Genomic DNA, 21,770 nt, shown 5'->3' on the forward strand with positions numbered 1-21,770 from the left:
ACAACTCGGCAAGCTCTGCTACTGGCGACAACTCGGCAAGCTCTGCTACGGGCAACTGGGCGGCAAGCTTAACAACTGGTCACTTTTCTGAAAGTCAAATCAAAGATCAAGAATCAGATCAATACGGTGTAGCCATTGCGACTGGTTATGAAGGTAAAGCTAAAGCATCAGAAGGCAGTGCAATTGTCCTAACTCATCGAAATTCAGATGGTGAAATTCTTCACATTCGAGCTTCAAAGGTTGGAGAAAACGGTATTAAGGCAGACACATGGTATCAGCTTGATGCTAATGGTCAGTTTGTGGAGGCTTAATCATGAGTACAAAAGGTTATTCAATCAAGCAAGCGTTCATTGATGGTACATCAGGCTTCTTATTGTTTTGGATTGTTTTCTTCTTGTTTGTTGGTCTTCTTCGTTCATGTGCCGACGAGCAACACGTCAACGAACTCAAAGCAAAAGAAAACCTTTATGTGCGTGTGCAAGTGGAAGGTGCATCATGATCATAGCCCTTTTAGATATCTTGGTTTTTAACCTCATCTTGGCTGTTCATTGGGAGATTGTCTAATGAATATGTTCGCTAAACCAGAGTTGCTCTGCCCTAGCTTTCCTTACTTGGATTTATCTAGTGACATTCAAGTTGATGGTGAGACTGTTTATTTCGATCTTACTTGGGGCTGCAATGTTCTTAACTGCCAGATCAAAGCTGAGTCATCTTTTGATACTCGAGAAGTAAATGACCAGTTCAGTGAATGTGCTCGTGATCAGCAATATGAAGTGCTTACGGTAGATACAAGAACTCATGCAGTGGTCACTGATAAAGACGGCATAGAGTCACCAGTAGGATTACGTTTCCAACTCACAGAAGCTCAAGTAAACAGCTTAAACGAGCAGCTTAAATACTACGCCGAAGAGTTGGCAGATGAAGAGTTGAGAGGTGGGTGATGGAGTGGATTAGTGTTGAAGAGCAGATGCCTCAGTATGGGCAACCAGTTTTCGTTTTCTGTAAGAAAGCTTCTTACAAACATGATGGATTGAAAATCACAGTTGCAGCTTATTTAACAGCTAAAGAGATATACGAAACATCTGATTATTTTGATGATGAAAGTGAAGCTAAAGATGGCTGGATAGCAGAAGTTTCACTATTCGACTCAGATTATGGTGGTCGATGGATGAATGAAGAAGTAACCCACTGGATGCCACTACCAGAACCACCAAAGAATTAGGAAAAGATTATGAATGCGCCCGTACAAAACAATATCGTCTTAGCTCAAATGCACAAAGTGGCAGTAGCTTTTGACATGGTTGATGTAGATCCAGAACAACTAAAGAAGACGTTGATTGATACCGTTTTCAAAGGTGCTAATGATGTGCAATTGGTTAGTCTTTTGATTGTTGCAAACCAATACAAGCTCAACCCTTTTACTAAAGAAATTTATGCTTTCCCTGCCAAAGGTGGTGGCATTACTCCTGTTGTTGGCATTGATGGTTGGGCACGTATTATTAATGACAATCCTGTCTGCGATGGTATTCAGTTTGAACAGGATGATGAGTCATGCACTTGCAAGATTTTTCGTAAAGACCGCTCTCACCCTACTGTTGTGACTGAGTATTTAAGCGAGTGCCAAGGAAATTCAGAGCCATGGAAAAAATACCCAAAACGTATGTTGCGTCATAAAGCTTTAATTCAGTGTGCACGTGTTGCATTTGGCTTCTCAGGTATTTATGACGAAGACGAAGCCCGTCGTATAGATGACTGCCAGACCTCTACCATTAAAACTGTATCTCCAAGTGTTCCAGATGGTTATGAAGCTTTTGAAGTTCAGCACCTAGACAACATGCGCGCTTTAGCAATGGAAGGCACAGAAGCTTTGCAGACTGGTTATGCAGAATTACCACAAGGCGAATGCAAAAAACACTTCTGGAAGTTGCACAGTGCTTCACTAAAAGAAGCCGCTCAGCATGCCGACCAACCACAAGGAGAAACATATGAACATTCTCCAGCGTAGTGATGATTGGCATTCGGAACGATGTGGCAAAGTTACTGCTAGTCGCATCAAAGATTTAAATGCAAAGCCTGCTAAAGGCAAAGCATTAAATGCATTGGGTTTAACAATTCTAGCTGAGCGCCTAACTGGCGTTCAGAAGGAATTCTTCACAAATGCTGCAATGCAATGGGGTATCGATAACGAGCCACATGCAATCACAGCTTATGAAAATCAAACAGGTAATTTTGTAGTAGGCATAGGTTTAATCGACCATCCTACTATTGAAATGTTCGGAGCTTCACCAGATGGACTTGTGGGTAATGATGGTCAAATTGAAGCTAAGTGCCCCGACACTACAACGCATTTAAATACGCTTCTGACTAAACAAGTGCCTGATGAATACATTCCGCAAATCACAAGTCAGTTGTCTTGTACTCGTCGTGAATGGTGTGACTTTATTAGTTATGACCCACGTTTACCAGAAGCGCTACAGCTAATAATTATCCGTGTCCTTGCTAAAGACTTAGGCATTGAAGCAATTGAAAACGATGTTCGCCAATTCAACAAAAATATTGATGAGGCATTAAAAGAATTGGGAGCAGCAGCATGATGGAAATTAAAGAGACTCGTATTTATAGAATTCCTGCTCAAAACAGCGTAGATCCAATTGATTTATTTATTACTTGGTACGGTGAAGAAAGATCTCAGGTAACTATCCGTTGCTGGGATAAGGCGTGGACAGCTTATTGGGGTGCTCACTGGGTTGAGCAGGTGGAATGTTTTTTATTAATGGACAACATTGATTACTTGGTGACTTCTCTATCTAGAACACGGTCACATCAAGAGCGTAATTGGTTGAAGAATATTATCAAATCTATTCAAGAGTATTTAACAGCTCAAGGTTTTGAGGTGGCAGCATGACATTGAATGAAAGAGAGAAATAGCTAGAACTATTCAATGCTTTTGTTAAGAAAGAATTGCCTGAACTTTCTGAAAAGCACAGCAATGGTAACTTTTTTGCAAAAGTGACTTATGACTCGATGTTCGGCGCTTGGTTAGGAGCCAAAGCTCAGGCGGTGCCAGATACGCACGTACTGGTTGAAAAATCAAAGATTGAAACTTGGTGGCAAGATGCAGAAGAACCTGAAAATTTTGCAAGTCGCATTGAAGACCAGCCAAGTCTTGGGCAGTACCTAACTGGCGATGAAATCATGGAGATTACAGAACATCACACTATCCACTTACCTTCTAAAACTATTTATGGGGTATGGGTTGATAAAGATGGTGATAGAAGTTTCTGTACTGGAACATTGGAAGAATGCCAAGCATTTGTAGCAAGCGAATCGGGAGCTGAAGGATGATTAATCAATTAACACCTACTGAGATCATCAGAGATGAAATGGGCTGTTGGGTACATCCTGAATATCTTAAATATCTAGATGAAAATCATGCTGATCAAGAATGGTTGAGTCAAGGCGATTGGGATCAACTAAAGGAACACTTCAATATTGTCACTGCTCGACTTTATTTAGAAGGAAGTGTTTCTGATGATCAATTTTTGGAAATTATGGACTCATCGGATTTATCTAAATGGGATCCTGTAGCACCACATGGCTTTTTCTTAATAGATATAGGTTTTACTGAAGATGGTGCAGAAGCATTGTTTGCCAAAGAGAAACAAATAGAAGGAGCAGAACATCCATGAAACCATTTTATTTAGTTTGGAGTGAAGGCCGCGGCAATCCAACTTATAAGCATGAAAGTTATGCAGGTGCGGAACGTGAAGCGCACCGATTGGCAAAACTTAATCCTGGTGAAGAATTTCACGTTTTGGTATCAAGCTGCACTCTTCATATTCCTGATCCAGTAATTAAAACCGATCATATGGAAGAGATGCCTTTCTAAACGCTCTAAAGAACATTCTTTGCAATGTTCTACAGGTGTAATCGCATTGCTGACCCTCTGTGATTACCCCTGAGAACATTGCACTAAATACAAGGAACATAAAATGGGAAAATATATTGTTGTAGTAGAATCAGACAAGCCACCACAAATTTATGTGCATGATGATGTGCCGAATGTGGGTAAGGTTCTGGAAATCAAAGCTGAAGAAATACCAAACCGTGTACCGGCTTCATGGTTAATGGAGCGATATAATTTATCTAGAAAAACCATTATTGATGAGTTAAGACCATTCAATCTTGGCGGTGACGGTAAGCACCTTTATAGTCCTGCTACTGTCATGCCAATTTTGGATAATCTAAGTAAGGCTAAAACACAACGGCAAGCTAGACGTAAAAACTAAAAAAAGGCGCTTGAAGCGCCTTTAATTATTTTAATTACCTAAAAGTTTATTTCTGACATAGTATGCCGCTGCTTTACCTTTTAAGTCCGTAAAACTAATATATGTAGTATTATCTTGGATGAATTTATTTAAACTTTCATTTTCTTCAAGAGAATGATAGTCATCAGCAGATTGAATAGAAACACCTGCCTTTTGTAGAAAATCAGTAAAGTTTTCAAAAGATGTGGTTTGTTTAAAAAAAGATTCTGAAAGAATATCTGTTAATTTAAGTGTAACTGACATTTTAAAACACCTTTATAAGTAATTCTGATAATGGTAAACATAAGTGCGTATTAAATGTGTAAAATAAATATTTTATTACAATAAAAATGCCCTGCCCCCACTGCGCCATCACTCATTTTTAAGCAATTGATTTATTTAAAATAAAATAACCTTGCCAAGGTTGGGGTCGCGAGTTCGAGTCTCGTTTCCCGCTCCAAAATTTAAAAACCACTTAATTCGAAAGAGTTAGGTGGTTTTTTTATTGTCTGGTACTTAGCTAATATTCAACGACAATAATGGCGATCGAGACGTAAAAATTAAAATCGGGCTTTACACCCCTTTATTCATTAGTAGGAATAATGTTTACAATTACTTAATCATAAGATATATATTTTAATTATCTCATCATAATTTCTTATTTAATAAGAAAAAAAGATCGAATATAAATTCATTTATTTTTGGCGAATTAGACGTAAATATCACGGGGGTGAAAATGTCTTATTTTAAAAATACTACAGTAAATATAGTAGGCAACAATAAACTCAGATCACCTCAAATAGAAGCCTATTTAAAAATCCAAGATTATTTTGAAGAAAATCCTAAAGGTGAAGCATTAGTAGTATTGCCAACAGGCACAGGTAAATCTGGTCTAATATCTATCGCCCCTTTTGGAATTTGCAATGGACGTGTATTAATTATAACTCCGGGTTTAGTTACAAAAGACAGTATTAGCAAAACTCAGGAATCATTAAGAGATAATTTTTGGATTAACTTCGATATCATTTTTGGAGTAAATAATTTACCCGTAGTTAGTGAGTTTACTTCTGATATCTCTGATGAGCATCTCCATAGCAGTAATATAATTTATTCGAATATTCAGAAAGTTATTAGCCAATCAGAAAATTGCTTAAAAAATAGAGTTTCACCTGACTTTTTTGATATGGTTATCATTGATGAATCTCATCACTCTGCTGCCAATAGTTGGGAGGAAATACTTGCCTATTTCAGCTCCGCAAAAAAACTGCATGTCACAGGAACTCCTTTTAGAGGAGATGGTCAGGACATTCCAGGTGAAAGAATTCATGAAACGCCATTATCAGAGGTAATGCGTGATCGATACGTAAAATATCTGAAAAAAGAAACGGTGAATGCTCATAATTTATATTTTAGTACTCCAGAATTTCCTGATGAAAAACTATCTGTTGAACAGGTCTTACGTTTTAAAGATTCTGAGTGGATACAAAAATGCGTAGCTTTATCAAAAGATTGTTCAATGGATGTAATAAATCAAAGTATTGCAAAACTTAAAGAGTTAAAAGAATTATCACCTGATGTCCCACATAAAATACTTGCTGTTGGTTGTAGTATTCAACACGCCATAGATTTAGAGAAATGGTATGAAGAATCTGGCTTCAAAACCATTCTCATCCATAGTGATATGGAAAAAAATCTTCAAAAAACAAAATTCAGCTCTATTGAAAATAATGAATGTGATGTAGTCGTATCTGTAAATATGCTTATGGAAGGTTATGATCATAAGTATTTGACAATTTTATCAATTTTTAGGCCATATAAAAGCTTAAATGCTTTTGCACAGGTAATTGGACGTGTTTTAAGGGCAATACCTGAAGAAGAAATTCGTGCTTTTGAAATAGATAATAATGCTACCGTTATCTATCATGAAGAAACAGGGCTAAATGATTTATGGCAAGAGTTTCAAAAAGAGGTAAATCGAGCAAGAAATGAACGCATTAAAGATTATTCTCTAAAAGAGTTGACTACAGATTATCAGCGTAAAGCTCAAACATTAGGTGAAGTAGGCTCTGAGGCTGCATTTATAAGTGATCAAGATTCATTTTTACCAGATATAGACTTTAACGAATTATTTGAGAATAAAAGAAAAGAAGTAAATAATAAAGTTCAAGAAACTCTCAAAAAGCTTTCAGCTATTGAAGGAGTAGATGAAGATATTTTAAAAAGCTTAGAACAAAAGCTTATAGATAAAGAAAGCAAAACTATATCTGATGATTATATTGATCCGGAGTTACTGCAAAAAAGACCTACTGTAGCTCGAGAACAATTAAGAAAGCTAATTAAGAAAAAAGCCGAGGATGAGGTTACTAACCTTTTGGTAGATAAAGGTTATGATCCGAAAGGAACTGAGTTGGCAATTTCCTTCTCTAAACACGCACCAACCATTAAGGCAGGAATTGCCAATGATGCAGCTTTAGTGCTGTATATTAATTTCAAGCTTTATGATAAATTTCGCTCCGTTGCAGAAAGGGATAACCAAACCCTAATTAAATCATTGAAGGTAATTCCTTCCCTCATCGATGAAGTAAGGAAAATGATATGAACCAAGTTATTAAAGAAATTACAGATTCTCTAATCAACCTCTATATGTTTAAGGGAATTCAGCCTTCAGAATTAGCTGATTCAATTTTTGAAGATTGCTACTTGGGTATGACCACTAAGAAAAGTGCTGACAATATTGAAGTAGTTATTTCATTTACTGAAGCCTGTGAAATCACTAGTAAAATGTATACTCATCATATGAAGTACATTTATAACAAAGAGTGTTTTCTCTTAAAAATCGAAGAAGCTATTAATTCAAAAGGCTATAAATCTATATGGGATAGAGCCTCCTTAGTTAAGTACAAAATTGAAGCTTTGAGCGAGAAGCTTAAAGAGTTGGCTTATAAAGAAGCTCAAATTAAAGAAATTTTAAATACTATTCCTCCAAAATTTAAACAAGAAATTCAAACCGAACTAAGATTAGTAAGTTAAAAAAAAAAGCCCATTTTTCTAATGGGCTTTTTTCTTTAATATCTACAATTTTAAAAATTATTCAAAACACTTCAGTTAACCACTTCCCCCTAACACCCTCAAATATTTTTAGCTAATTCTTTTGCTAAACATTGTTCATGCCAAGTAGTTTGGAAGTTCTCGACAGCTTTGGACTTAATGAGAGGGTCTTCAAATAATTTTGAAGAATATGCAGATTTAATAAGCTCTTGATAAAGTTGTTTGGCTTGTTGCTCTTCAAGATGATCGGCGATGTCGTGTAACTCTTTAGCTGGCACTTCATGTTGTCTAGCATCCATCACCCCACTCGCTGCTTTCTTCACAGTTTCACAGTAATGAAGTTCCATGGCTTCTGATGCTGCATAACATTGAATTGAAATCGCGCTGATAAAGAGGAATATAAATCTCATAATCTCACCTTAATTTGACGCGCAAGGGTACCAACTAATCTGCCCAAATTTAAGTTAAAAAAGGTTATTTTTGTTTTGTCTTATTTTATTTGACCTTTTGCACTTGAGTATTAGAAGCTCTCAACACTGTTCCATCTGCCGCGACTGGCGCCATAAATGGAATTTGATGACCTGTCGTTTTATCAATTAACAGAGAATGACGCTCACCACTTTCAAATAGATTCTGTTCACCCCATTGTCGTAAAGCTACAACGACTGGAAACAGACTCTCCCCTTTAGCGGTCAATACATATTCTTGATAAGCCGTGCCATCCGAAGCGTCTTGCATTTCAAGAACACCAGCATCCACTAACTTTTTTAGTCGGTCAGAAAGAATATTTCGCGCAACACCTAAGCTGCGCTGGAAATCTCCAAAACGGCGCATTCCATCAAAAGCATCCCGCACAATGAGCAGCGACCATCGGTCTCCGATGAGATTGACGCAGCGCGCAACAGGACAAGGCTCATCTTTTAACAATGTAGAGTTCGTCATCGAGTTTCCTTACCAATCTTCAGTAACAAGTTATCTAGTTGCATTTTAAAACTAGCAGGCTTAATATTCAACTAGTTGCATTTTAAAACTAGATTGAATGGATTTAGGCCCATGAAAGCTTCTCTTGCATCTTCTACTTCACATGCCCAAAGCGATAAACCGTTTTCAAGCATGCCTCGTGGTGTAATATTGCTATTTGCTATAGCAAGTGGTGCAAGCGTAGCAAATGTCTATTATGCGCAGCCTTTGCTCGACATATTGGCAAGAGACTTTAATGTTAGTCATGCCGCCATTGGTGGTGTAGTTACAGCCACTCAAATAGGGTGTGCCCTAGCTTTGGTGTTTCTAGTGCCGTTGGGTGACCTTGTAAATCGGCGCCGATTAATGGCTATTCAGTTACTGGCTTTGATCTCAGCATTACTCGTGGTTGCCTTTGCTCACTCTACAATTGTTCTTTTAGCAGGCATGCTTGCCGTGGGTTTACTCGGCACAGCCATGACTCAAGGGCTTATTGCTTATGCTGCGAGTGCTGCGCTCCCACATGAGCAAGGACATGTGGTTGGTACTGCACAAAGTGGTGTGTTCATTGGTTTATTGCTTGCCCGTGTGTTTTCAGGGGGAATTAGCGATATAGCGGGTTGGCGTGGCGTGTACTTTTGTGCAGCCATTATCATGCTCATAATTGCATTGCCCCTTTGGAAACGTCTGCCTCATTTAAAAATTCAGCCAGTTACCATGCGCTACCCGCAACTTTTAGCATCGATGTTAAACCTGCTTCGCCAAGAAAAAGTATTACAGGTACGCGGTGTTTTAGCGTTACTTATGTTCGCGGCATTCAATATTTTCTGGAGTGCATTGGTACTACCGTTAAGTGAACCGCCTTACAGTTTCTCGCATACTATAATTGGGTCTTTTGGACTGGTTGGAGTTGTTGGTGCTCTGGCTGCTGCACGTGCGGGTTATTGGGCCGACCGCGGATATGCTCAGCGCACAAGCTTAGCAGCACTTGTAATATTGCTGTTTGCTTGGGGTCCACTCTCACTCATGTCTTACTCACTGTGGGCACTCGTGATTGGCATCGTATTACTAGACTTGGGCGGACAAGCCTTGCATGTGACCAACCAGAGTATGATTTTTCGCACTCGTCCAGAAGCGCATAGCCGGCTTGTTGGTCTATACATGCTGTTTTATGCAATCGGTAGTGGACTAGGTGCAATCAGTACAACAGCCACTTACGCCTATGCTGGATGGTTTGGCGTATGTGCACTCGGTGCAGGTGTTAGCCTTCTGGCATTATTATTTTGGTGGATAACCCGTAAAGTTTCTTAAATAGAAATAGTGCCTACTCTCAAATAAAAAAACCACATCACTCAAGAGAATCATGTGGTTTTTAATGAGCAGTGAATTTAATGAGATGACTGAGCTGCTTTAGGTTTAAAGACCACTAAACAGACAACAATGAAAGCTAATAAAACAAAAGATGCACTAAATCTGCTTAACTCTAATCCACCATGTGCGATAGGTTTATCAAGGAAATCTCCCAATACTGCACCTAAAGGTCTGGTAAGAATAAAGGCCAACCAAAATAATAAGGTTCTTGAGATTTTGGTATAAAAATAGCAGATTGCCAACACCAATAATAAAGTACCAAAAATTAAAGCGGCGCTGGTATACCCTAAGCCTTGAGTATCAGCAGTCCAATCTCCTAAAGCTGTCCCTAATGTTTGAGAAAACATGATGGTTAACCAATAGAAAGCTTCACTTTTTGCAGATTGAACACTTTTTACTGAAATTGTGCCGCAACTTAAATACCAAACAAACACAGATACGCCTAACAAAATAAGTAATATTAAACTCCCTCCTGCGTAGCCCACACCTAAAGTTCGATCAACGAAATCGGCAATTGTCGTACCTAAGGTGGTAGTGGCAATGATCGTTGCCCAATAAAAAAATGAATTATAGTTTTTAGCTTTAATTTGTAGTCCGACGAATACTGCAAAGATCACAGCAAAAATTGCCGTACTAATGATATATCCCAAATTTAGGGACATAGATAGCGCATCTCCAGCAGTTTCACCTAGCGTTGTAGCTGCAATTTTAATGATCCAGAATAATAAGGTGACTTCTGGAACCTTACTCAATGTTTTAGATAAATTCTCATGACTCATCATTGTATGTTCTCCAAACATACGTATTTATTAGCTCTTATCTAAATATTTATGTCTTAAGATAAAATTAAGGTTAAAAATAAATTACAAATACTTTTTTCAAAGAAAATTACACGATGCATATAACCCAAAAACTCAAATGAAAAAGATAACAATATATAAATAAATAAAATATAATAACCAATAATTAATCATGCCAGTGAATGAGTTCATTTGGCTAAAATGCTTAAGTTTAAACCGTAGTGGGATGAAATCTTCTCTAACAATCTAAAGATTGATAGGAAACATTAGTCCATTACTATCAAAATTATATGGAAATCCCTATAGGAACAAAATTGGGTATTAATAATAAATTGATTTACGCAGTTGTATTTGCTCTTCTTACAGGATGTCAGCAGCAAGAAGCGAACGAAAATACCAGTGCGGTAAAACTCCCTGTTTATCAATCTAATGGTATTTCTGCTTCAGGACGCCTAACGGGAATTTTGCAGCTAAAACAAGAATGTCTCTATATAAATGATATCCTCATTATCTTTCCCGAACACACCGCTCAGTGGGATTCTGAAAAAGAAGCTTTAAGCTATAAAGGTAGGCATACCCGCTTAGGTAGCGAATTAGATATTGCTGGAGGGAGTGGTAATTTTGAGCAAGACAATCTACGCATTAAACATTTAAGCCCAATGTGTGATCATCAGAATATTTGGTTTGCGGGCTAGTCTGATTTTCGCTCCTCTCAACATCTAGGTTTGAAATGGAATGAATCAATTCACTATCAAACTTAATATATGTTCCTAACAGGTCAGTACAAATGAAATATTAAAAAAGCCCCCATCTAGGAGCTTTTTAAAATAGTTGAGGACCTGCTATTAACAGCTTAAAAGTTAGCTTGGATTAATTTCGGTAGTTAATCTTTGCAAATCATGACCCGAAGGCGCTTGGTAAACACGTAAACCAAATTCAGGAAGAATCGCAATTAAGTGGTCAAAAATATCTGACTGAATTGCTTCATAGGCAACCCATGCAGTGGTATTTGAAAATGCATAAATTTCTAAAGGCAAACCTTGGCTAGTTGGCTGTAATTGACGAACCATAATGGTTTGATTTTGAGCAATCCCCTTGTGCTGGCGCAAATAAAATTCAACATAGGCTCTAAAGGTTCCAATATTGGTTAAACGGCGCTTGTTATAACGAGATTGATTGCCTAAATGCTTATTAAACTCGTCAATTTCAGATTGTTTTGCATCAAGATATTGGTCTAATAATAAAAACTCTTTGAGCTTTTGTTGCTCTTCGTCACTCATAAAGTGAACACTGCTTTGATCTAAAAAGAGTGAGCGCTTCATTCGACGGCAACCCGAATTACTCATACCTCGCCAGTTTTTAAACGTATCGGTAACGAGCTTATTGGTTGGAATGGTGGTATAGGTTTTATCAAAATTTTGCACAGTTACTGTATGAAGCGAAATATCAATTACATCACCATCAGCATTTAGTGACGGCATTTCAATCCAGTCTCCAATCCGCACCATGTCATAAGAGGCAATTTGTACACTCGCCACTAAAGACAAAATAGTGTTTTGGAAAACTAACATTAATACCGCAGCCATCGCACCGAAACCTGCCAGTAAAGTGAACACATCCTTTTTAAGGAATGTTCCCAAAATCATCAGGCCACACACAACAAATAAGATTAACTTAACCAGTTGTAAGTAGCCCTTAATCGGCTTATTTCTAGATTTTGGATTACGCTGATAGATAAGATTAAATATGTTTAATATTTCACTGACCGTAAGCGCGAGTGTAAGAAAAATAAATGCTTGCGCCCCCATTTCTATAAAAGAAATGAACTTTGGAGTTAGATGAGGAACTGTTGCAATGCCGTTCATAATCACAACAGCAGGAACAATATTTGCAAATTTCTTTATGACGCTATGCTGGGCAAAAATAGATTGATTGGGTGATTTTAGCTTGGTCACCAAGTGACGGACGCCCCGAACGATAATGCGTTTAGCAATAAAATTTGCGATTGCTGCAAATAAAATCAAAATGGTGAGAGAAACAAACATTTCTAGCCAAGGATAATGGCTTAACTGAACCCGAATATCGCGAAAAAAACTTAAAAAATCCAAACCTATACACCTTAAAACTTTCTTTTCTAGAATTTTAAGGGTTAAAGCATGTGTTAATAAGACTTGTTTACATATGTAGGCATAAATACAACAACTAAGTTATATACCCTGCTATTTATCTCATTATTTTTGACGCTTAACTATAAGGTTTTATCAGTTTATGTTTTACATCACACATAAACTAGATCGAACAAATCTGTTCATTTAGAATAATGCGTTAAACGAATAATTTTGGTTTGAGTGAGTGAAATTTTCTGATTTTTTGACTTTTATTGGAGTGGTTTGGTTTAGCTTATTCTTTGTCTATATTGCTTGGACCTTTTTTCTTAAAAGTCTGATTCATAAGTTTTTAATTTATAAACGAGGAAAGATGACTTCTGCTGAGGTTGTGTATTTTCAGGACTCATTAGCTAAGGTGCAATATCGCCCTTTATGTTATATAAAATTAAAATTTCAAACTGAGCAAGGTGAAATCATTACTGAAAACCTGAAGGTTCTTATTGCTAAACAAAATCACGATCAATATAAGGTCGGTAGCATCATCAAAATTAAATATGACCCTAAAAATTTAAAGAATATTTCAATATTGGGAGAGGTCATGGTTTAAGTGATTAGAGATTATTTAAAAAATACGATAAACCCTGAGGCGCACGCCCGTTCAAGCGACTACTCGTCGTTACTCGAACCAGATTACTCCAAGTAATATTGCAACAATGCTTGATCAGTTTTTTGATTAGAGATACATCTTCATGGCATGAAATAGGCTCAAAGCCACCTACCAAAAGATAGACCTCTGCACTAAAACTTAAATTCGCCCCATGAATATGCGCATGATCCATCTGATCTTTATAGTGTGCTAAATATTTTTGCCGTTTAGTTATAGAGAGATGACTAAAATCATCTAGCGTTACAGTGCCGCAAATTGCATCTGTGGGTTGGTGCTGGATTTGATAGCGCAGCCAATCAGGACTAACCACCGTGTCTGCATCCGTACATGCAATCCATGTCACGCCACGGCCAATTAAATGGCGAATTCCTAAATCTCGTGCTTGCCCAACACATGCGTAATTACATTCAATCCAATTGATCTGATGGCTTTGTACAATCAACCGCGACTGATCTGTACAGTTATCTAGTACCACAATCACTTCTACGTCATAACCGCTAATGTTATCTATAGCGACCTGAATAGATTGCAAACAGGCAGATAGATAGTGCTCTTCGTTATGCGCTGGAATGACGATACCTATTTTCATCTTAGTTTTTCCTGCTGTGCTAAAGAGGAAGTGTTCGCCGTCCATAGATCAATCATAAAATCTGGATCGTTTAAGCTGAGATAATGATGAAATGGAAAATGTTGCTGAAAGCCTTGATGGACTTGTTCTGCATTTAGTTCAAAATCTTGAATTTCATGACGCCAATGACAACAAAGAATCTCGCCGTCGTCATTTAAACTATGTTTTAACTTTTCAATAAACTGCTGCAACTCATCAGCAGATAAGTAATAGGCCATCTCACTAATTAAAATAAGGTCGAATTTTTGAATTGAGTAGTCTTCAGGTATTTTTCTATTTTCAACAAACACATGCTCAAATTCTTTTAAACGCTCGGACGCTAAGCGAACAGCACACTCAGAGACATCTATACACAGCAATTGCTCAGCTCTTTGCGCTAAATGAAAACTTAAATGTCCATTTGAACAGCCTACTTCTAACACTTTTGAATAGCGAGGTCTTGTCAGCAGCGCGAGACAAATTTGTCTTTTACGAGCTTCATACCAATGAGAGTCATAGCCCCACGGATCACTGTTATGACGATATAAATCTTCAAAGTACATGCGAGAATGAATCACTCAAATAAACCTCATAAGGCATTAAAAGACGTTTAATTGCACTTGAAGAAAGAACCGCAGCATTACCCGTGGTTTCATCTGCTTCAAGTTGGGTTTTAAACTGCAAAATTGCTTGATGCTTTTTAGTTAGTTGTTCTTGGGTTAAGCGGTAGGCTTTTGCTCGATACCAATCAATTCTAGAGTCTAAAGGCCTTGCCCAATGCCAAGCCCAAATTAATACGTGTAAACATAGAAGTTGCTTAGCGGTTGCATAAGCTTGTACGGTTTTACCTACTGCTTCATGATCTGGATGACCATCAAAGGCATAGCTACAAATTAGAATATCGTCGGCTTGAACGATCTGTTCTAAACTCTGCCACAGTTGATCGGTTTGTAAATGAATCTGACCATCTAATAAATTAAGCTCTACATGCTCGGTTGCCCCTTCTACCCCTAAACACTTTAAGGCTGCTAGGCTTTCTTGCGGGCGCAGAATGTTGAGCTGCTCTGGAGGATATTTTGTAGAGTTAGGATGGCTTTGTGTGCCGTTACTTACCGCTAAAATGAGGATCTTACAATTCAGTGCAATAAGTTGCTGCATTAAGCCACCACAACCAAGCACCTCATCATCAGGATGTGGAGCAACAATCACCACCCTTTTAGAGCGAAACAACTCAAGATCTAAAGCCGCTAAAGGGTGTTGTTGAAATGCATTTAACCATTGTTCTTTGGACGTACCCTCACCAAAAATAATGCGGTCTTCGACCAAAGGATGTTTTAAAGTTCCCATAGGCTTTGGTCCGATAAACAGAGTTCTGTAATTTGCTGGTAGTCAAAAGCAGCGTGACTTTGTCTGATAAATACTGGTAAATCAGCCATGAGCTGTGCAAAAGTAGCCTCTTCACAAAAAGGACGAGCACCTAACGCTTTCCCTACTCGCTCAACCACACTCAGACAGCATTGTTCTGTTTGGGCACGTAATATCCGTATTTCCCGCTCATGATTTAGCATAGGTTTGCTGTCAATCAGTTCAGCAACATATTGAAAATATTGCTTAGTGATTTCTAATTGATGAGCGACCTCTCCTAAGTACAATTTCTTAAAAGGATTCGGACTGACCTGACAACTTTCTTGTAAAAAACCAGCTAAACCAACGGCGGCACCATACCAGCAGGCCGCAACACCTGCTGCACCATGCCAAAAGCCTGGACGTTTTAAATAACTATTTGGATGACCGATCAATTTAACAGGCGTATTTTCAAAACTTACTCTTGCAGTCTGTGTCGCATTCATGCCGACTGCATGCCAGTGGCTTGAGTCCGTGCTAATAGAGGAATGACTTAAGTCGACAATACAAAGCTGCGCCTGCCCTTGCTGATTTTTATAACTCATCAAAACTTTTTGAATAAACTCTGCCCCAGAGCACCAAGGCTTTATGCCATTACACAGGTTATCTTTTACCTGCAATGGAGCTGGTCCACCGTCTGCTGCCCAAACAGCCCAAAGCTGGTCATCTATTTCTGGGTGATAACTCAATTCACTTAAAATGCTTATGGCATCGCAATGCGATTCAAAAAGCTTCGCTAAACTTAAATCGACTCCAGCAATCTGAGCAAAAAGCTGCCAACGTTGATAGGTCTGACCCGAAGCTGGATGAGGCAAGTTTTTGGCTAAATTTACCAATTGAGAGAGTAAATTTATACGAAGCTTGCTTTTATCTTCAGCCAAGGCAGATTCAAATTCACTCAAGACACTTAATATCGTCACATTTATAGGTATTTTAATATTCATTGCAAATAATTATTTATAAGACTTGGTTTAACCTTATCTAAATACTTCTGTTTAAATAAACATATAAATTGTAATAAAAAGATAAATATTATTAGTTTTATATCTAATTATTTCATTGTTACTCAAATATATTTATTAAGTGAACTTATAATCCCATCCTGTAAGGTTTATTAAAAACCCCTGATTTATCCAATTATTTAAAGTAATTTAGGTCTTACCGTTTTTCTATTTCTAAAGAAGAGGTCTAAAATGAGTACTTTAAATATTAATGATATTAAAAAACACGCAGACGTTATTGCTTCTTGTGGTACTAAAGTAGGTACAGTCGACCATCTAGATGGTGAGAACCAACTTAAACTCACCCGAGATGAAAGCGGTCAACATCACCTTATTCCTACGGGATGGATTGGTGAAGTGAAAGAAAACCAAGTCATTCTGAATAAAAACTCAGAAGAAGTTAAAGATCAGTGGCAAGCGATCTAGACTTTTAAGCACGATACGTCACTTAACGTGAAATTTATAATAAAGCGTTTCTGCTTATAAAAATAACTAGGCTTAAAAACTTTAAAGCCTAACTCTCCCCAAACTGAAGGCTCCTTTTGATAAGGAGCCTTTTTTTATTTATGAAATCTCTAGCTTAGACCGTTTTTATCTCTAGAAGCCTTTTGTTAGATGTTTTTGTCCTTTACTCACATGGTGATCGATTTTACTTAATGCTAAAAATTGTTCATTCGCATTAAATGAACAATTATGAATAGGGTGACGTATATGATCACAGGGAATCATCAACTTAAAGCAAGAAAAGTACATTTTGATTTTGCCGAGTCATCTGTCTGCTGGATGCCGAATGATCCGCTATGCTCACACGTAGCAAATGGTATTAATATGCTCTTGCCGGCTGGTGAATTTTGGTTTTGCCGCGTGTTTAATAAAACCCTTCCCTTGATTACCGATGAAACATTAAAACAAGAAGTGATTGGCTTTGTTCGTCAAGAAGCAGCTCATGCACGCGCCCATGAAAAGGCTCAGGACTTCTTACGTGAAAATGGCTACGACATTCAAGAAACACTTAACCGTGCCCATTTTGTGTTTAACATTTTATTGGGTGACAAACCTTTGGGTATACCCTTTTTAAAAGGCGAAAAACTCGATGAATATTGGTTACTTTTTCGAGTAGGTGTGATTGCTGCAATTGAGCACTTTACCGGAACCATTGGCCAGTGGACACTCGACAGTAAGACGTGGGACAAAGCCGACCCTGCCATGGCAGATTTATTCCGCTGGCATTTGGCTGAAGAAGTTGAACATCGCTGTGTTGCCTACGACTTATTTGAGCACCTCTTAACAAACAAGTTTGGGTTTTATGTGTCGCGCCAAGTGATTATGGCGGCTGTTTTCCCACTGTTTATTTATTTCCTTGCTGACTTTGCGCGTAGTTTAGGCCAACAAGATTTAGAGCACGAAGACATTCAAAAATTAATGCGCCGTGGCTACTTCAAAATTATTCGTGAATTTGAAAAAAATGCGACTCGCTCAGACAACCTACCAACCATTAAATATTTATGGAAAGCGACATTAAGATGGGTTTCTCCAAAATTTAACCCACTTCATGAAGGTGACACCGAGCAAGCTTTAGCTTATATGGCTCGTTCGCCTGCCGTTCAATATTTTGAAGGAATGGCACAGGCTGCAAAACCTGCGGCATTAAGCTAAGCAACTATTTTTATTTAAATTGAAAAGCCTCCTTGTTTGGAGGCTTTTTCTTTAGTGAGTTTTGTCGCTTAAGCAAAATTTAAAAAGAAATAATCCAACAACCGACCTCTTTCATCTACCGCATTTTTATCTAAAAGCTGGACCATTGCGCCATCAATCATAAATAAAAACATGTAAGCATCTTGGATAGAGGCCGTAGCTTTCAAGGTTAAAAGCAACTTATAGATTTCGTTAACAAACCAGTTTCTATAATCAACCACAACTTTATAGGCAACTGGATAGAGCTTTTCAATTTCAAAAATTGCTTTAAAGGGTAAATGGTAAAAGCCATTTAAATCGGCATGTAAAAGGTAAATCTGCCTAAGTTTATCGAGCACCATTTGCTCACGGTAAGAATTAACAATGGAAAACACTTTTACTTTGAGCGCTTCTTTTTGAAAAGTGAGACACATCTCGATGAGTCGTGCTTTTGAGTGAAAGTCGTTATAAAAAGTCGCCTTTGCAACTTTGGCTTCTGCGATAATTTGGTCGACCCCAACTTTATGAAACCCATATTGATTAAATAAATCTTTTGCGGTGTGAAGCACTCTGAGTGCTCTAAATGAAGATTCTAAATTTGGCATAGGAATACCGTTTAAATAATTTTTTGTTGTATCTAAAAGAGATAGAAATGCCGTCACTCTTAAAATGAGTGCTAAAAACAGGCATTCAAAAGCAGCACAAAAATGTGCCTAAGCTATCTCAGGTTTTATTGTTGCTATGATTTTTTAGTCGTAACGAGCCAAGGTTTTAAAAACCTAGAGTCGGTTAAACCGTTTTAAAGACCAGTTGGGCGGTATAAGAGAGAGTTTGGCAAAGACCAATAAATGAGAAGAAATAGTACGCATGAGCGGACTCCTTTGGGTAATAAAGAAGTTTCGCCACATCACTGCTAAATGATTATGGTGGCGAAACGAAAAGGGGTTAGCAGACTGATTTACCCAAAAACCAGCACATCCGAAGATGTCCCCCTCCCGTTCCGCCGCAGAGGGAGACACGTAGGGATGCCCACAAAAAAGAGAGACTTTTTCGTGTGCGTTGGGTAAATACGGCCTGCTAAAACCGACTGGCAATGTGGCCAGCAGGCAAAGCATAATCGGAGGGGTTTAGAGTGTCAATGTGATATTGGCTAGAAAATAATTGAATAAATATTATTTTTTCATTGGATTAGAATATTTAATTACTTCATTATAAATTCATTATTTAGTAAAAATAATAATAGAACAAAAGAGGGTTAGCAGACTGGGCATATAGAACCAGCACGCACAAGGCGTCCCTCCTCCGTTCAACCGCAGAGAATAATAAGAGAGGTTTTAAGTGTCAATGTGATATTCGGTGAATTCTTAAAGTTTATTTTTATTTTAAATTATATACTGTGATACACCGATAAAATGAATAATTAAATCCATTTTATCGGCTTGCTAGAAGAGGTTTTTAAAACCTTATTTTATTTTTTAATATAGTTTGGAAACTCTTTTAAAACCGTACTACATAATTGGCCTTTCATATCTCCTTTCTTGCGCTCTTCAAATTGGTTCATGCCGAATCTCATAACTTCTTTACCGTATTTATCACCTAGCTCATGTTTAGTGCATTTTTCAGCTTCATGAATTAATTCTTCAGAAGAATAGTGATAATTACAATCAAGTTGAGCACGGCTTAAAAAGCCATGTAGCTCAACCGTTTTCTCGCAGTGTGTTTGCCCTACAAGGCTTTTAGATTCTTGAGCAGCATAAATTGATGTTCCTACCAATAAAGTAAAAACCGTTACTAAAATATTACGCATTATTTCCCCGACAAAGTTATTAAAAGTATTAGTGATAATATTGCGGGCGTATTAAATAATAATTATTTATAAGTGTCTATTAATAGAAAGAAAATTAAATAAATCACCTTTCCTTTTGAATACTTAATCACCTTAAAAAAAATGTGTGATTAAGTTTTATCAAATAAATGATATTAAATTTGTTTTCTAATCTTCTTTAATATAATCCAAGCGAATCAAGAAAAGAGTTTTTGTGATATTTAATTCATTTCTTATCGACAAAAACTCTTACTCATTAGCACTTTAAAACCCTAACTTCTTAAAGACAAAATAACCCACATGGCTTTCAAAGCTACCGTCATTTTGAATTTTGAAATACTTCTTCACGAGGTCAGATGAACCTTCCTGTAAATAGCGTAAAGTTTTAATTTGATCTTCAGGAGTTTTCATACGCTTTACCCAACTATCAAAGTCTAATGAAAGCGTTTGCTTGTCTAAAGCGACTAAGTCAAAGCCTGCATCTTCTATAAAATAGGCCCACTCTTTCACACTATAGTTTCTTACGTGACTTGGGTCTCGAATCGTTTCGATTGTCTGTAAAAACGTATCTAATATTGGCGAGCTAGAACTAATAATATCTACAAAAATAACAATACCATCTGGCTTAAGAACACGGTTTACTTCTTTCATTGCAGTCGGAACATGCTGCCAGTGATGAGCTGAATATCGGCTAATCACGACATCAAACTGTTGATCACTAAAAGGCATGTCTTCAGCAATGCCCTGCTGCACAAAGATGTTTTTTAATTTGCGTTGGCTAGCAGCCTTAGACACTGTGTCTAACATTTCATGAGATAAATCGTAGGCAAAGACGAGATCAGCATGTGGAGCAACATTATAAGAAACATGACCACCACCACAGCCTAAATCTAGAACCACAGCCTTTTCATATTTCTGAATTTCATGAATAAATTTATTAAATTCAACTCCTTCAGAATGAGCTTGGCTATTCAAATAGTCTAAAGATTTATTTTGATATTGTTTTTGGTTTATATCGTGCTGGGTGATCATAACCTTGCTTCCTACTTTGCAATGAAATCACCATAAAGGAAAATTTAGATAAAAAATAATGATTAGTTTTTCTTCAATTGATAAATAAAAGTTATTATTTAATTTGTTTTAATACACAACGACAATGAATAAAAATAAATGTAAAAGCTTATAAGAGATCCGCAAAGAGCACTGTTTAGTCACCCTTACTAAAACAGTGCTCTTTGCTCCATCACAACCCTTATCCAGAGAGGTTCGATGCATAGAACTAGTGTATGTACCTTTAACTCAAAATGTTTCCTGTATTTTTTAATATTTTTAAATGTTCACAGCATAAAAATGAAGTATATTTAATTTTATCAGAAGATTCTTCTTTGGTTTATATTTTGAACAGAACAGAATACACACTAGATCGTATAGATCGGAAAATTTTATCTGCATTACGTGGTAATGGCCGTTTAACTGTTGCCCAATTAGCAGAAGAAGTCGGTCTTTCATCTTCACCATGCTGGACACGACTGAAACGTCTGGAAACTTTAAAAATTATTGAAGGCTATACGGTAAACGTAAACCCAAAAGCGATTGGTATTCATGAAGTATTCTTTATAGAAATTACTTTAGAACGCCATGACGATGAAATGCTGGAAAATTTCAGCGAAGCATTAGCCGATATACCTGAGGTTGTAGAAGCTCATCTGGTAACAGGTGATTATGATTATTTGGTGAAAGTAGCTGTAAAAGATGCTGACCATTACGAACGTTTTTTACGAAAAAAACTCTATTCAATTAAGGGAATTCGACACACCCGTTCGACCTTTGCCCTACGACCTCTTAAATCTGCCAATACCGCCGATTTAATGTTAATTGAATAAAAGATGTAATGCCTATAGCGCATCGACTTAAACTATTGATTCGAAAATTCTTATTCAGTTAAGCGGCTTAGACCATAACAGATTTAGGCTCTGTTATATTTTTTTTAAAAAATTC

Annotated in this window: 30 protein-coding genes and 1 pseudogene; 19 read left to right on the forward strand and 12 right to left on the reverse strand. The window is 37.3% G+C overall.

Going from position 1 to position 21,770, the window contains the following annotated elements; all coding sequences use genetic code 11:
- From F968_RS20375 to F968_RS12300, 11 genes and pseudogenes are all read left to right on the forward strand, one after another.
- Positions 1-311: pseudogene (locus F968_RS20375) on the forward strand (hypothetical protein); the annotation flags it as partial.
- A gap of 2 nt (positions 312-313) precedes the next feature.
- Complete coding sequence (locus tag F968_RS12255) at positions 314-499, forward strand: hypothetical protein (protein WP_004793502.1); 186 nt, start codon at positions 314-316, stop codon at positions 497-499.
- A gap of 64 nt (positions 500-563) precedes the next feature.
- Positions 564-941, forward strand: coding sequence for a hypothetical protein (locus F968_RS12260; protein ID WP_004793504.1), 378 nt, complete (start codon positions 564-566; stop codon positions 939-941).
- The gene (locus F968_RS12265) at positions 941-1,222 is read left to right on the forward strand and encodes a DUF551 domain-containing protein (protein ID WP_004793506.1); all 282 of its coding nucleotides are present in this window, start codon (positions 941-943) and stop codon (positions 1,220-1,222) included. The genes F968_RS12260 and F968_RS12265 overlap by 1 nt, the downstream gene beginning before the upstream one ends.
- 9 nt (positions 1,223-1,231) lie before the next feature.
- Positions 1,232-2,005, forward strand: coding sequence for a phage recombination protein Bet (bet, locus tag F968_RS12270; RefSeq protein ID WP_004793508.1), 774 nt, complete (start codon positions 1,232-1,234; stop codon positions 2,003-2,005).
- The gene (locus F968_RS12275) at positions 1,986-2,594 is read left to right on the forward strand and encodes a lambda exonuclease family protein (protein WP_004793510.1); all 609 of its coding nucleotides are present in this window, start codon (positions 1,986-1,988) and stop codon (positions 2,592-2,594) included. Before bet ends, F968_RS12275 begins: the two co-directional genes overlap by 20 nt.
- A complete protein-coding gene (locus tag F968_RS12280; RefSeq protein ID WP_004793512.1) occupies positions 2,591-2,905 on the forward strand; it encodes a phiTE_072 family protein in 315 nt (104 codons plus the stop codon). The genes F968_RS12275 and F968_RS12280 overlap by 4 nt, the downstream gene beginning before the upstream one ends.
- A 56-nt stretch (positions 2,906-2,961) precedes the next feature.
- Positions 2,962-3,345: a hypothetical protein gene (locus tag F968_RS20380; RefSeq protein ID WP_051075347.1), complete on the forward strand. Its 384-nt coding sequence runs from the start codon at positions 2,962-2,964 to the stop codon at positions 3,343-3,345.
- The gene (locus tag F968_RS12290) at positions 3,342-3,689 is read left to right on the forward strand and encodes a hypothetical protein (protein WP_004793516.1); all 348 of its coding nucleotides are present in this window, start codon (positions 3,342-3,344) and stop codon (positions 3,687-3,689) included. The genes F968_RS20380 and F968_RS12290 overlap by 4 nt, the downstream gene beginning before the upstream one ends.
- Entirely contained in the window at positions 3,686-3,889 is a 204-nt protein-coding gene (locus tag F968_RS12295) for a hypothetical protein (protein ID WP_004793518.1), read from the forward strand. Before F968_RS12290 ends, F968_RS12295 begins: the two co-directional genes overlap by 4 nt.
- A 103-nt stretch (positions 3,890-3,992) precedes the next feature.
- Positions 3,993-4,289 (forward strand): hypothetical protein, encoded by a 297-nt coding sequence (locus tag F968_RS12300; protein WP_004793519.1) that lies wholly within the window; start codon positions 3,993-3,995, stop codon positions 4,287-4,289.
- 30 nt (positions 4,290-4,319) lie between these two features.
- On the opposite strand, the gene F968_RS12305 is transcribed toward F968_RS12300, so the two are convergent.
- Positions 4,320-4,571: a hypothetical protein gene (locus F968_RS12305; RefSeq protein WP_004793520.1), complete on the reverse strand. Its 252-nt coding sequence runs from the start codon at positions 4,569-4,571 to the stop codon at positions 4,320-4,322.
- Positions 4,572-5,043: 472 nt separating this feature from the next.
- Here F968_RS12305 and F968_RS12310 point away from each other — a divergent pair, with 472 nt between their 5' ends.
- Both F968_RS12310 and F968_RS12315 read left to right on the forward strand, forming a co-directional pair.
- A complete protein-coding gene (locus tag F968_RS12310) occupies positions 5,044-6,906 on the forward strand; it encodes a DEAD/DEAH box helicase (protein ID WP_004793522.1) in 1,863 nt (620 codons plus the stop codon).
- On the forward strand, positions 6,903-7,337 hold the full coding sequence (locus F968_RS12315) for a hypothetical protein (protein ID WP_004793523.1): 435 nt from the start codon (positions 6,903-6,905) through the stop codon (positions 7,335-7,337). Before F968_RS12310 ends, F968_RS12315 begins: the two co-directional genes overlap by 4 nt.
- A gap of 98 nt (positions 7,338-7,435) precedes the next feature.
- Here F968_RS12315 and F968_RS12320 read toward each other — a convergent pair whose 3' ends face one another.
- Positions 7,436-7,765 (reverse strand): hypothetical protein, encoded by a 330-nt coding sequence (locus F968_RS12320; protein ID WP_004793524.1) that lies wholly within the window; start codon positions 7,763-7,765, stop codon positions 7,436-7,438.
- Between the two features lie 85 nt (positions 7,766-7,850).
- The gene (locus F968_RS12325) at positions 7,851-8,297 is read right to left on the reverse strand and encodes a winged helix-turn-helix transcriptional regulator (RefSeq protein WP_004793526.1); all 447 of its coding nucleotides are present in this window, start codon (positions 8,295-8,297) and stop codon (positions 7,851-7,853) included.
- A gap of 111 nt (positions 8,298-8,408) precedes the next feature.
- Here F968_RS12325 and F968_RS12330 point away from each other — a divergent pair, with 111 nt between their 5' ends.
- On the forward strand, positions 8,409-9,626 hold the full coding sequence (locus F968_RS12330; RefSeq protein WP_004793528.1) for an MFS transporter: 1,218 nt from the start codon (positions 8,409-8,411) through the stop codon (positions 9,624-9,626).
- Positions 9,627-9,703: 77 nt separating this feature from the next.
- Here the strand turns inward: F968_RS12330 and F968_RS12335 are convergent, their stop codons facing one another.
- Positions 9,704-10,468 (reverse strand): COG4705 family protein, encoded by a 765-nt coding sequence (locus F968_RS12335; protein WP_004793530.1) that lies wholly within the window; start codon positions 10,466-10,468, stop codon positions 9,704-9,706.
- Positions 10,469-10,776: 308 nt separating this feature from the next.
- On the opposite strand from F968_RS12335, the gene F968_RS12340 reads away from it, so the two are divergent.
- The gene (locus tag F968_RS12340; protein WP_004793531.1) at positions 10,777-11,181 is read left to right on the forward strand and encodes a hypothetical protein; all 405 of its coding nucleotides are present in this window, start codon (positions 10,777-10,779) and stop codon (positions 11,179-11,181) included.
- Positions 11,182-11,346: 165 nt separating this feature from the next.
- Here the strand turns inward: F968_RS12340 and F968_RS12345 are convergent, their stop codons facing one another.
- Positions 11,347-12,594, reverse strand: coding sequence for a mechanosensitive ion channel family protein (locus F968_RS12345; RefSeq protein WP_004793532.1), 1,248 nt, complete (start codon positions 12,592-12,594; stop codon positions 11,347-11,349).
- Positions 12,595-12,838: 244 nt separating this feature from the next.
- On the opposite strand from F968_RS12345, the gene F968_RS12350 reads away from it, so the two are divergent.
- On the forward strand, positions 12,839-13,201 hold the full coding sequence (locus F968_RS12350; RefSeq protein ID WP_051075348.1) for a DUF3592 domain-containing protein: 363 nt from the start codon (positions 12,839-12,841) through the stop codon (positions 13,199-13,201).
- A gap of 4 nt (positions 13,202-13,205) precedes the next feature.
- Here F968_RS12350 and F968_RS12355 read toward each other — a convergent pair whose 3' ends face one another.
- The 4 genes from F968_RS12355 to F968_RS12370 are packed head-to-tail and all read right to left on the reverse strand — an operon-like array spanning position 13,206 to position 16,216.
- The gene (locus F968_RS12355; RefSeq protein WP_004793536.1) at positions 13,206-13,850 is read right to left on the reverse strand and encodes a glycosyltransferase family 2 protein; all 645 of its coding nucleotides are present in this window, start codon (positions 13,848-13,850) and stop codon (positions 13,206-13,208) included.
- Entirely contained in the window at positions 13,847-14,446 is a 600-nt protein-coding gene (locus tag F968_RS12360; protein WP_004793538.1) for a class I SAM-dependent methyltransferase, read from the reverse strand. Before F968_RS12360 ends, F968_RS12355 begins: the two co-directional genes overlap by 4 nt.
- Positions 14,421-15,215: a PIG-L deacetylase family protein gene (locus F968_RS12365; RefSeq protein ID WP_004793542.1), complete on the reverse strand. Its 795-nt coding sequence runs from the start codon at positions 15,213-15,215 to the stop codon at positions 14,421-14,423. Before F968_RS12365 ends, F968_RS12360 begins: the two co-directional genes overlap by 26 nt.
- Positions 15,203-16,216 carry an acyl-CoA/acyl-ACP dehydrogenase gene (locus F968_RS12370; RefSeq protein WP_004793544.1) on the reverse strand — a complete coding sequence of 338 codons (1,014 nt, stop codon included), beginning with the start codon at positions 16,214-16,216 and terminating at the stop codon, positions 15,203-15,205. Before F968_RS12370 ends, F968_RS12365 begins: the two co-directional genes overlap by 13 nt.
- Positions 16,217-16,465: 249 nt before the next feature.
- On the opposite strand from F968_RS12370, the gene F968_RS12375 reads away from it, so the two are divergent.
- Together F968_RS12375 and F968_RS12380 are read left to right on the forward strand one after the other, a co-directional pair.
- Positions 16,466-16,699, forward strand: a complete 234-nt coding sequence (locus tag F968_RS12375; protein ID WP_004793546.1) for a DUF2171 domain-containing protein — start codon at positions 16,466-16,468, stop codon at positions 16,697-16,699.
- Positions 16,700-16,984: 285 nt separating this feature from the next.
- Positions 16,985-17,929 carry a metal-dependent hydrolase gene (locus F968_RS12380; RefSeq protein WP_004793548.1) on the forward strand — a complete coding sequence of 315 codons (945 nt, stop codon included), beginning with the start codon at positions 16,985-16,987 and terminating at the stop codon, positions 17,927-17,929.
- A gap of 68 nt (positions 17,930-17,997) precedes the next feature.
- Here the strand turns inward: F968_RS12380 and F968_RS12385 are convergent, their stop codons facing one another.
- The 3 genes from F968_RS12385 to F968_RS12395 form a co-directional block, all read right to left on the reverse strand.
- A complete protein-coding gene (locus F968_RS12385; protein ID WP_034596645.1) occupies positions 17,998-18,552 on the reverse strand; it encodes a TetR/AcrR family transcriptional regulator in 555 nt (184 codons plus the stop codon).
- Between the two features lie 863 nt (positions 18,553-19,415).
- Positions 19,416-19,754 carry a hypothetical protein gene (locus F968_RS12390; RefSeq protein WP_004793550.1) on the reverse strand — a complete coding sequence of 113 codons (339 nt, stop codon included), beginning with the start codon at positions 19,752-19,754 and terminating at the stop codon, positions 19,416-19,418.
- Between the two features lie 282 nt (positions 19,755-20,036).
- A complete protein-coding gene (locus F968_RS12395; protein WP_004793553.1) occupies positions 20,037-20,804 on the reverse strand; it encodes a class I SAM-dependent methyltransferase in 768 nt (255 codons plus the stop codon).
- A 365-nt stretch (positions 20,805-21,169) separates the two neighbouring features.
- Between F968_RS12395 and F968_RS12400 the strand changes: the two genes are divergently transcribed.
- Complete coding sequence (locus tag F968_RS12400; RefSeq protein WP_031945309.1) at positions 21,170-21,655, forward strand: Lrp/AsnC family transcriptional regulator; 486 nt, start codon at positions 21,170-21,172, stop codon at positions 21,653-21,655.
- Positions 21,656-21,770 lie beyond the last annotated feature (115 nt).

Origin of the sequence: Acinetobacter sp. NIPH 817 (genome assembly GCF_000368405.1) — a bacterium.
Classification (GTDB): Bacteria; Pseudomonadota; Gammaproteobacteria; order Pseudomonadales; family Moraxellaceae; genus Acinetobacter.

Excerpts from the sequence above, each read along its gene's own strand:
- bet (WP_004793508.1), top strand. The coding sequence starts at position 1,232 with ATGAATGCGCCCGTACAAAACAATATCGTCTTAGCTCAAATGCACAAA.
- F968_RS12375 (WP_004793546.1), top strand. The coding sequence starts at position 16,466 with ATGAGTACTTTAAATATTAATGATATTAAAAAACACGCAGACGTTATT.
- F968_RS12325 (WP_004793526.1), bottom strand. The coding sequence starts at position 8,297 with ATGACGAACTCTACATTGTTAAAAGATGAGCCTTGTCCTGTTGCGCGC.
- F968_RS12275 (WP_004793510.1), top strand. The coding sequence starts at position 1,986 with ATGAACATTCTCCAGCGTAGTGATGATTGGCATTCGGAACGATGTGGC.
- F968_RS12255 (WP_004793502.1), top strand. The coding sequence starts at position 314 with ATGAGTACAAAAGGTTATTCAATCAAGCAAGCGTTCATTGATGGTACA.
- F968_RS12335 (WP_004793530.1), bottom strand. The coding sequence starts at position 10,468 with ATGATGAGTCATGAGAATTTATCTAAAACATTGAGTAAGGTTCCAGAA.
- F968_RS12265 (WP_004793506.1), top strand. The coding sequence starts at position 941 with ATGGAGTGGATTAGTGTTGAAGAGCAGATGCCTCAGTATGGGCAACCA.
- F968_RS12295 (WP_004793518.1), top strand. The coding sequence starts at position 3,686 with ATGAAACCATTTTATTTAGTTTGGAGTGAAGGCCGCGGCAATCCAACT.
- F968_RS12355 (WP_004793536.1), bottom strand. The coding sequence starts at position 13,850 with ATGAAAATAGGTATCGTCATTCCAGCGCATAACGAAGAGCACTATCTA.
- F968_RS12370 (WP_004793544.1), bottom strand. The coding sequence starts at position 16,216 with ATGAATATTAAAATACCTATAAATGTGACGATATTAAGTGTCTTGAGT.
- F968_RS12340 (WP_004793531.1), top strand. The coding sequence starts at position 10,777 with ATGGAAATCCCTATAGGAACAAAATTGGGTATTAATAATAAATTGATT.
- F968_RS12365 (WP_004793542.1), bottom strand. The coding sequence starts at position 15,215 with ATGGGAACTTTAAAACATCCTTTGGTCGAAGACCGCATTATTTTTGGT.
- F968_RS12315 (WP_004793523.1), top strand. The coding sequence starts at position 6,903 with ATGAACCAAGTTATTAAAGAAATTACAGATTCTCTAATCAACCTCTAT.
- F968_RS12260 (WP_004793504.1), top strand. The coding sequence starts at position 564 with ATGAATATGTTCGCTAAACCAGAGTTGCTCTGCCCTAGCTTTCCTTAC.
- F968_RS12280 (WP_004793512.1), top strand. The coding sequence starts at position 2,591 with ATGATGGAAATTAAAGAGACTCGTATTTATAGAATTCCTGCTCAAAAC.
- F968_RS12390 (WP_004793550.1), bottom strand. The coding sequence starts at position 19,754 with ATGCGTAATATTTTAGTAACGGTTTTTACTTTATTGGTAGGAACATCA.
- F968_RS12320 (WP_004793524.1), bottom strand. The coding sequence starts at position 7,765 with ATGAGATTTATATTCCTCTTTATCAGCGCGATTTCAATTCAATGTTAT.
- F968_RS12290 (WP_004793516.1), top strand. The coding sequence starts at position 3,342 with ATGATTAATCAATTAACACCTACTGAGATCATCAGAGATGAAATGGGC.
- F968_RS12395 (WP_004793553.1), bottom strand. The coding sequence starts at position 20,804 with ATGATCACCCAGCACGATATAAACCAAAAACAATATCAAAATAAATCT.
- F968_RS12385 (WP_034596645.1), bottom strand. The coding sequence starts at position 18,552 with ATGCCAAATTTAGAATCTTCATTTAGAGCACTCAGAGTGCTTCACACC.
- F968_RS12330 (WP_004793528.1), top strand. The coding sequence starts at position 8,409 with ATGAAAGCTTCTCTTGCATCTTCTACTTCACATGCCCAAAGCGATAAA.
- F968_RS12310 (WP_004793522.1), top strand. The coding sequence starts at position 5,044 with ATGTCTTATTTTAAAAATACTACAGTAAATATAGTAGGCAACAATAAA.
- F968_RS12300 (WP_004793519.1), top strand. The coding sequence starts at position 3,993 with ATGGGAAAATATATTGTTGTAGTAGAATCAGACAAGCCACCACAAATT.
- F968_RS12305 (WP_004793520.1), bottom strand. The coding sequence starts at position 4,571 with ATGTCAGTTACACTTAAATTAACAGATATTCTTTCAGAATCTTTTTTT.
- F968_RS12380 (WP_004793548.1), top strand. The coding sequence starts at position 16,985 with ATGATCACAGGGAATCATCAACTTAAAGCAAGAAAAGTACATTTTGAT.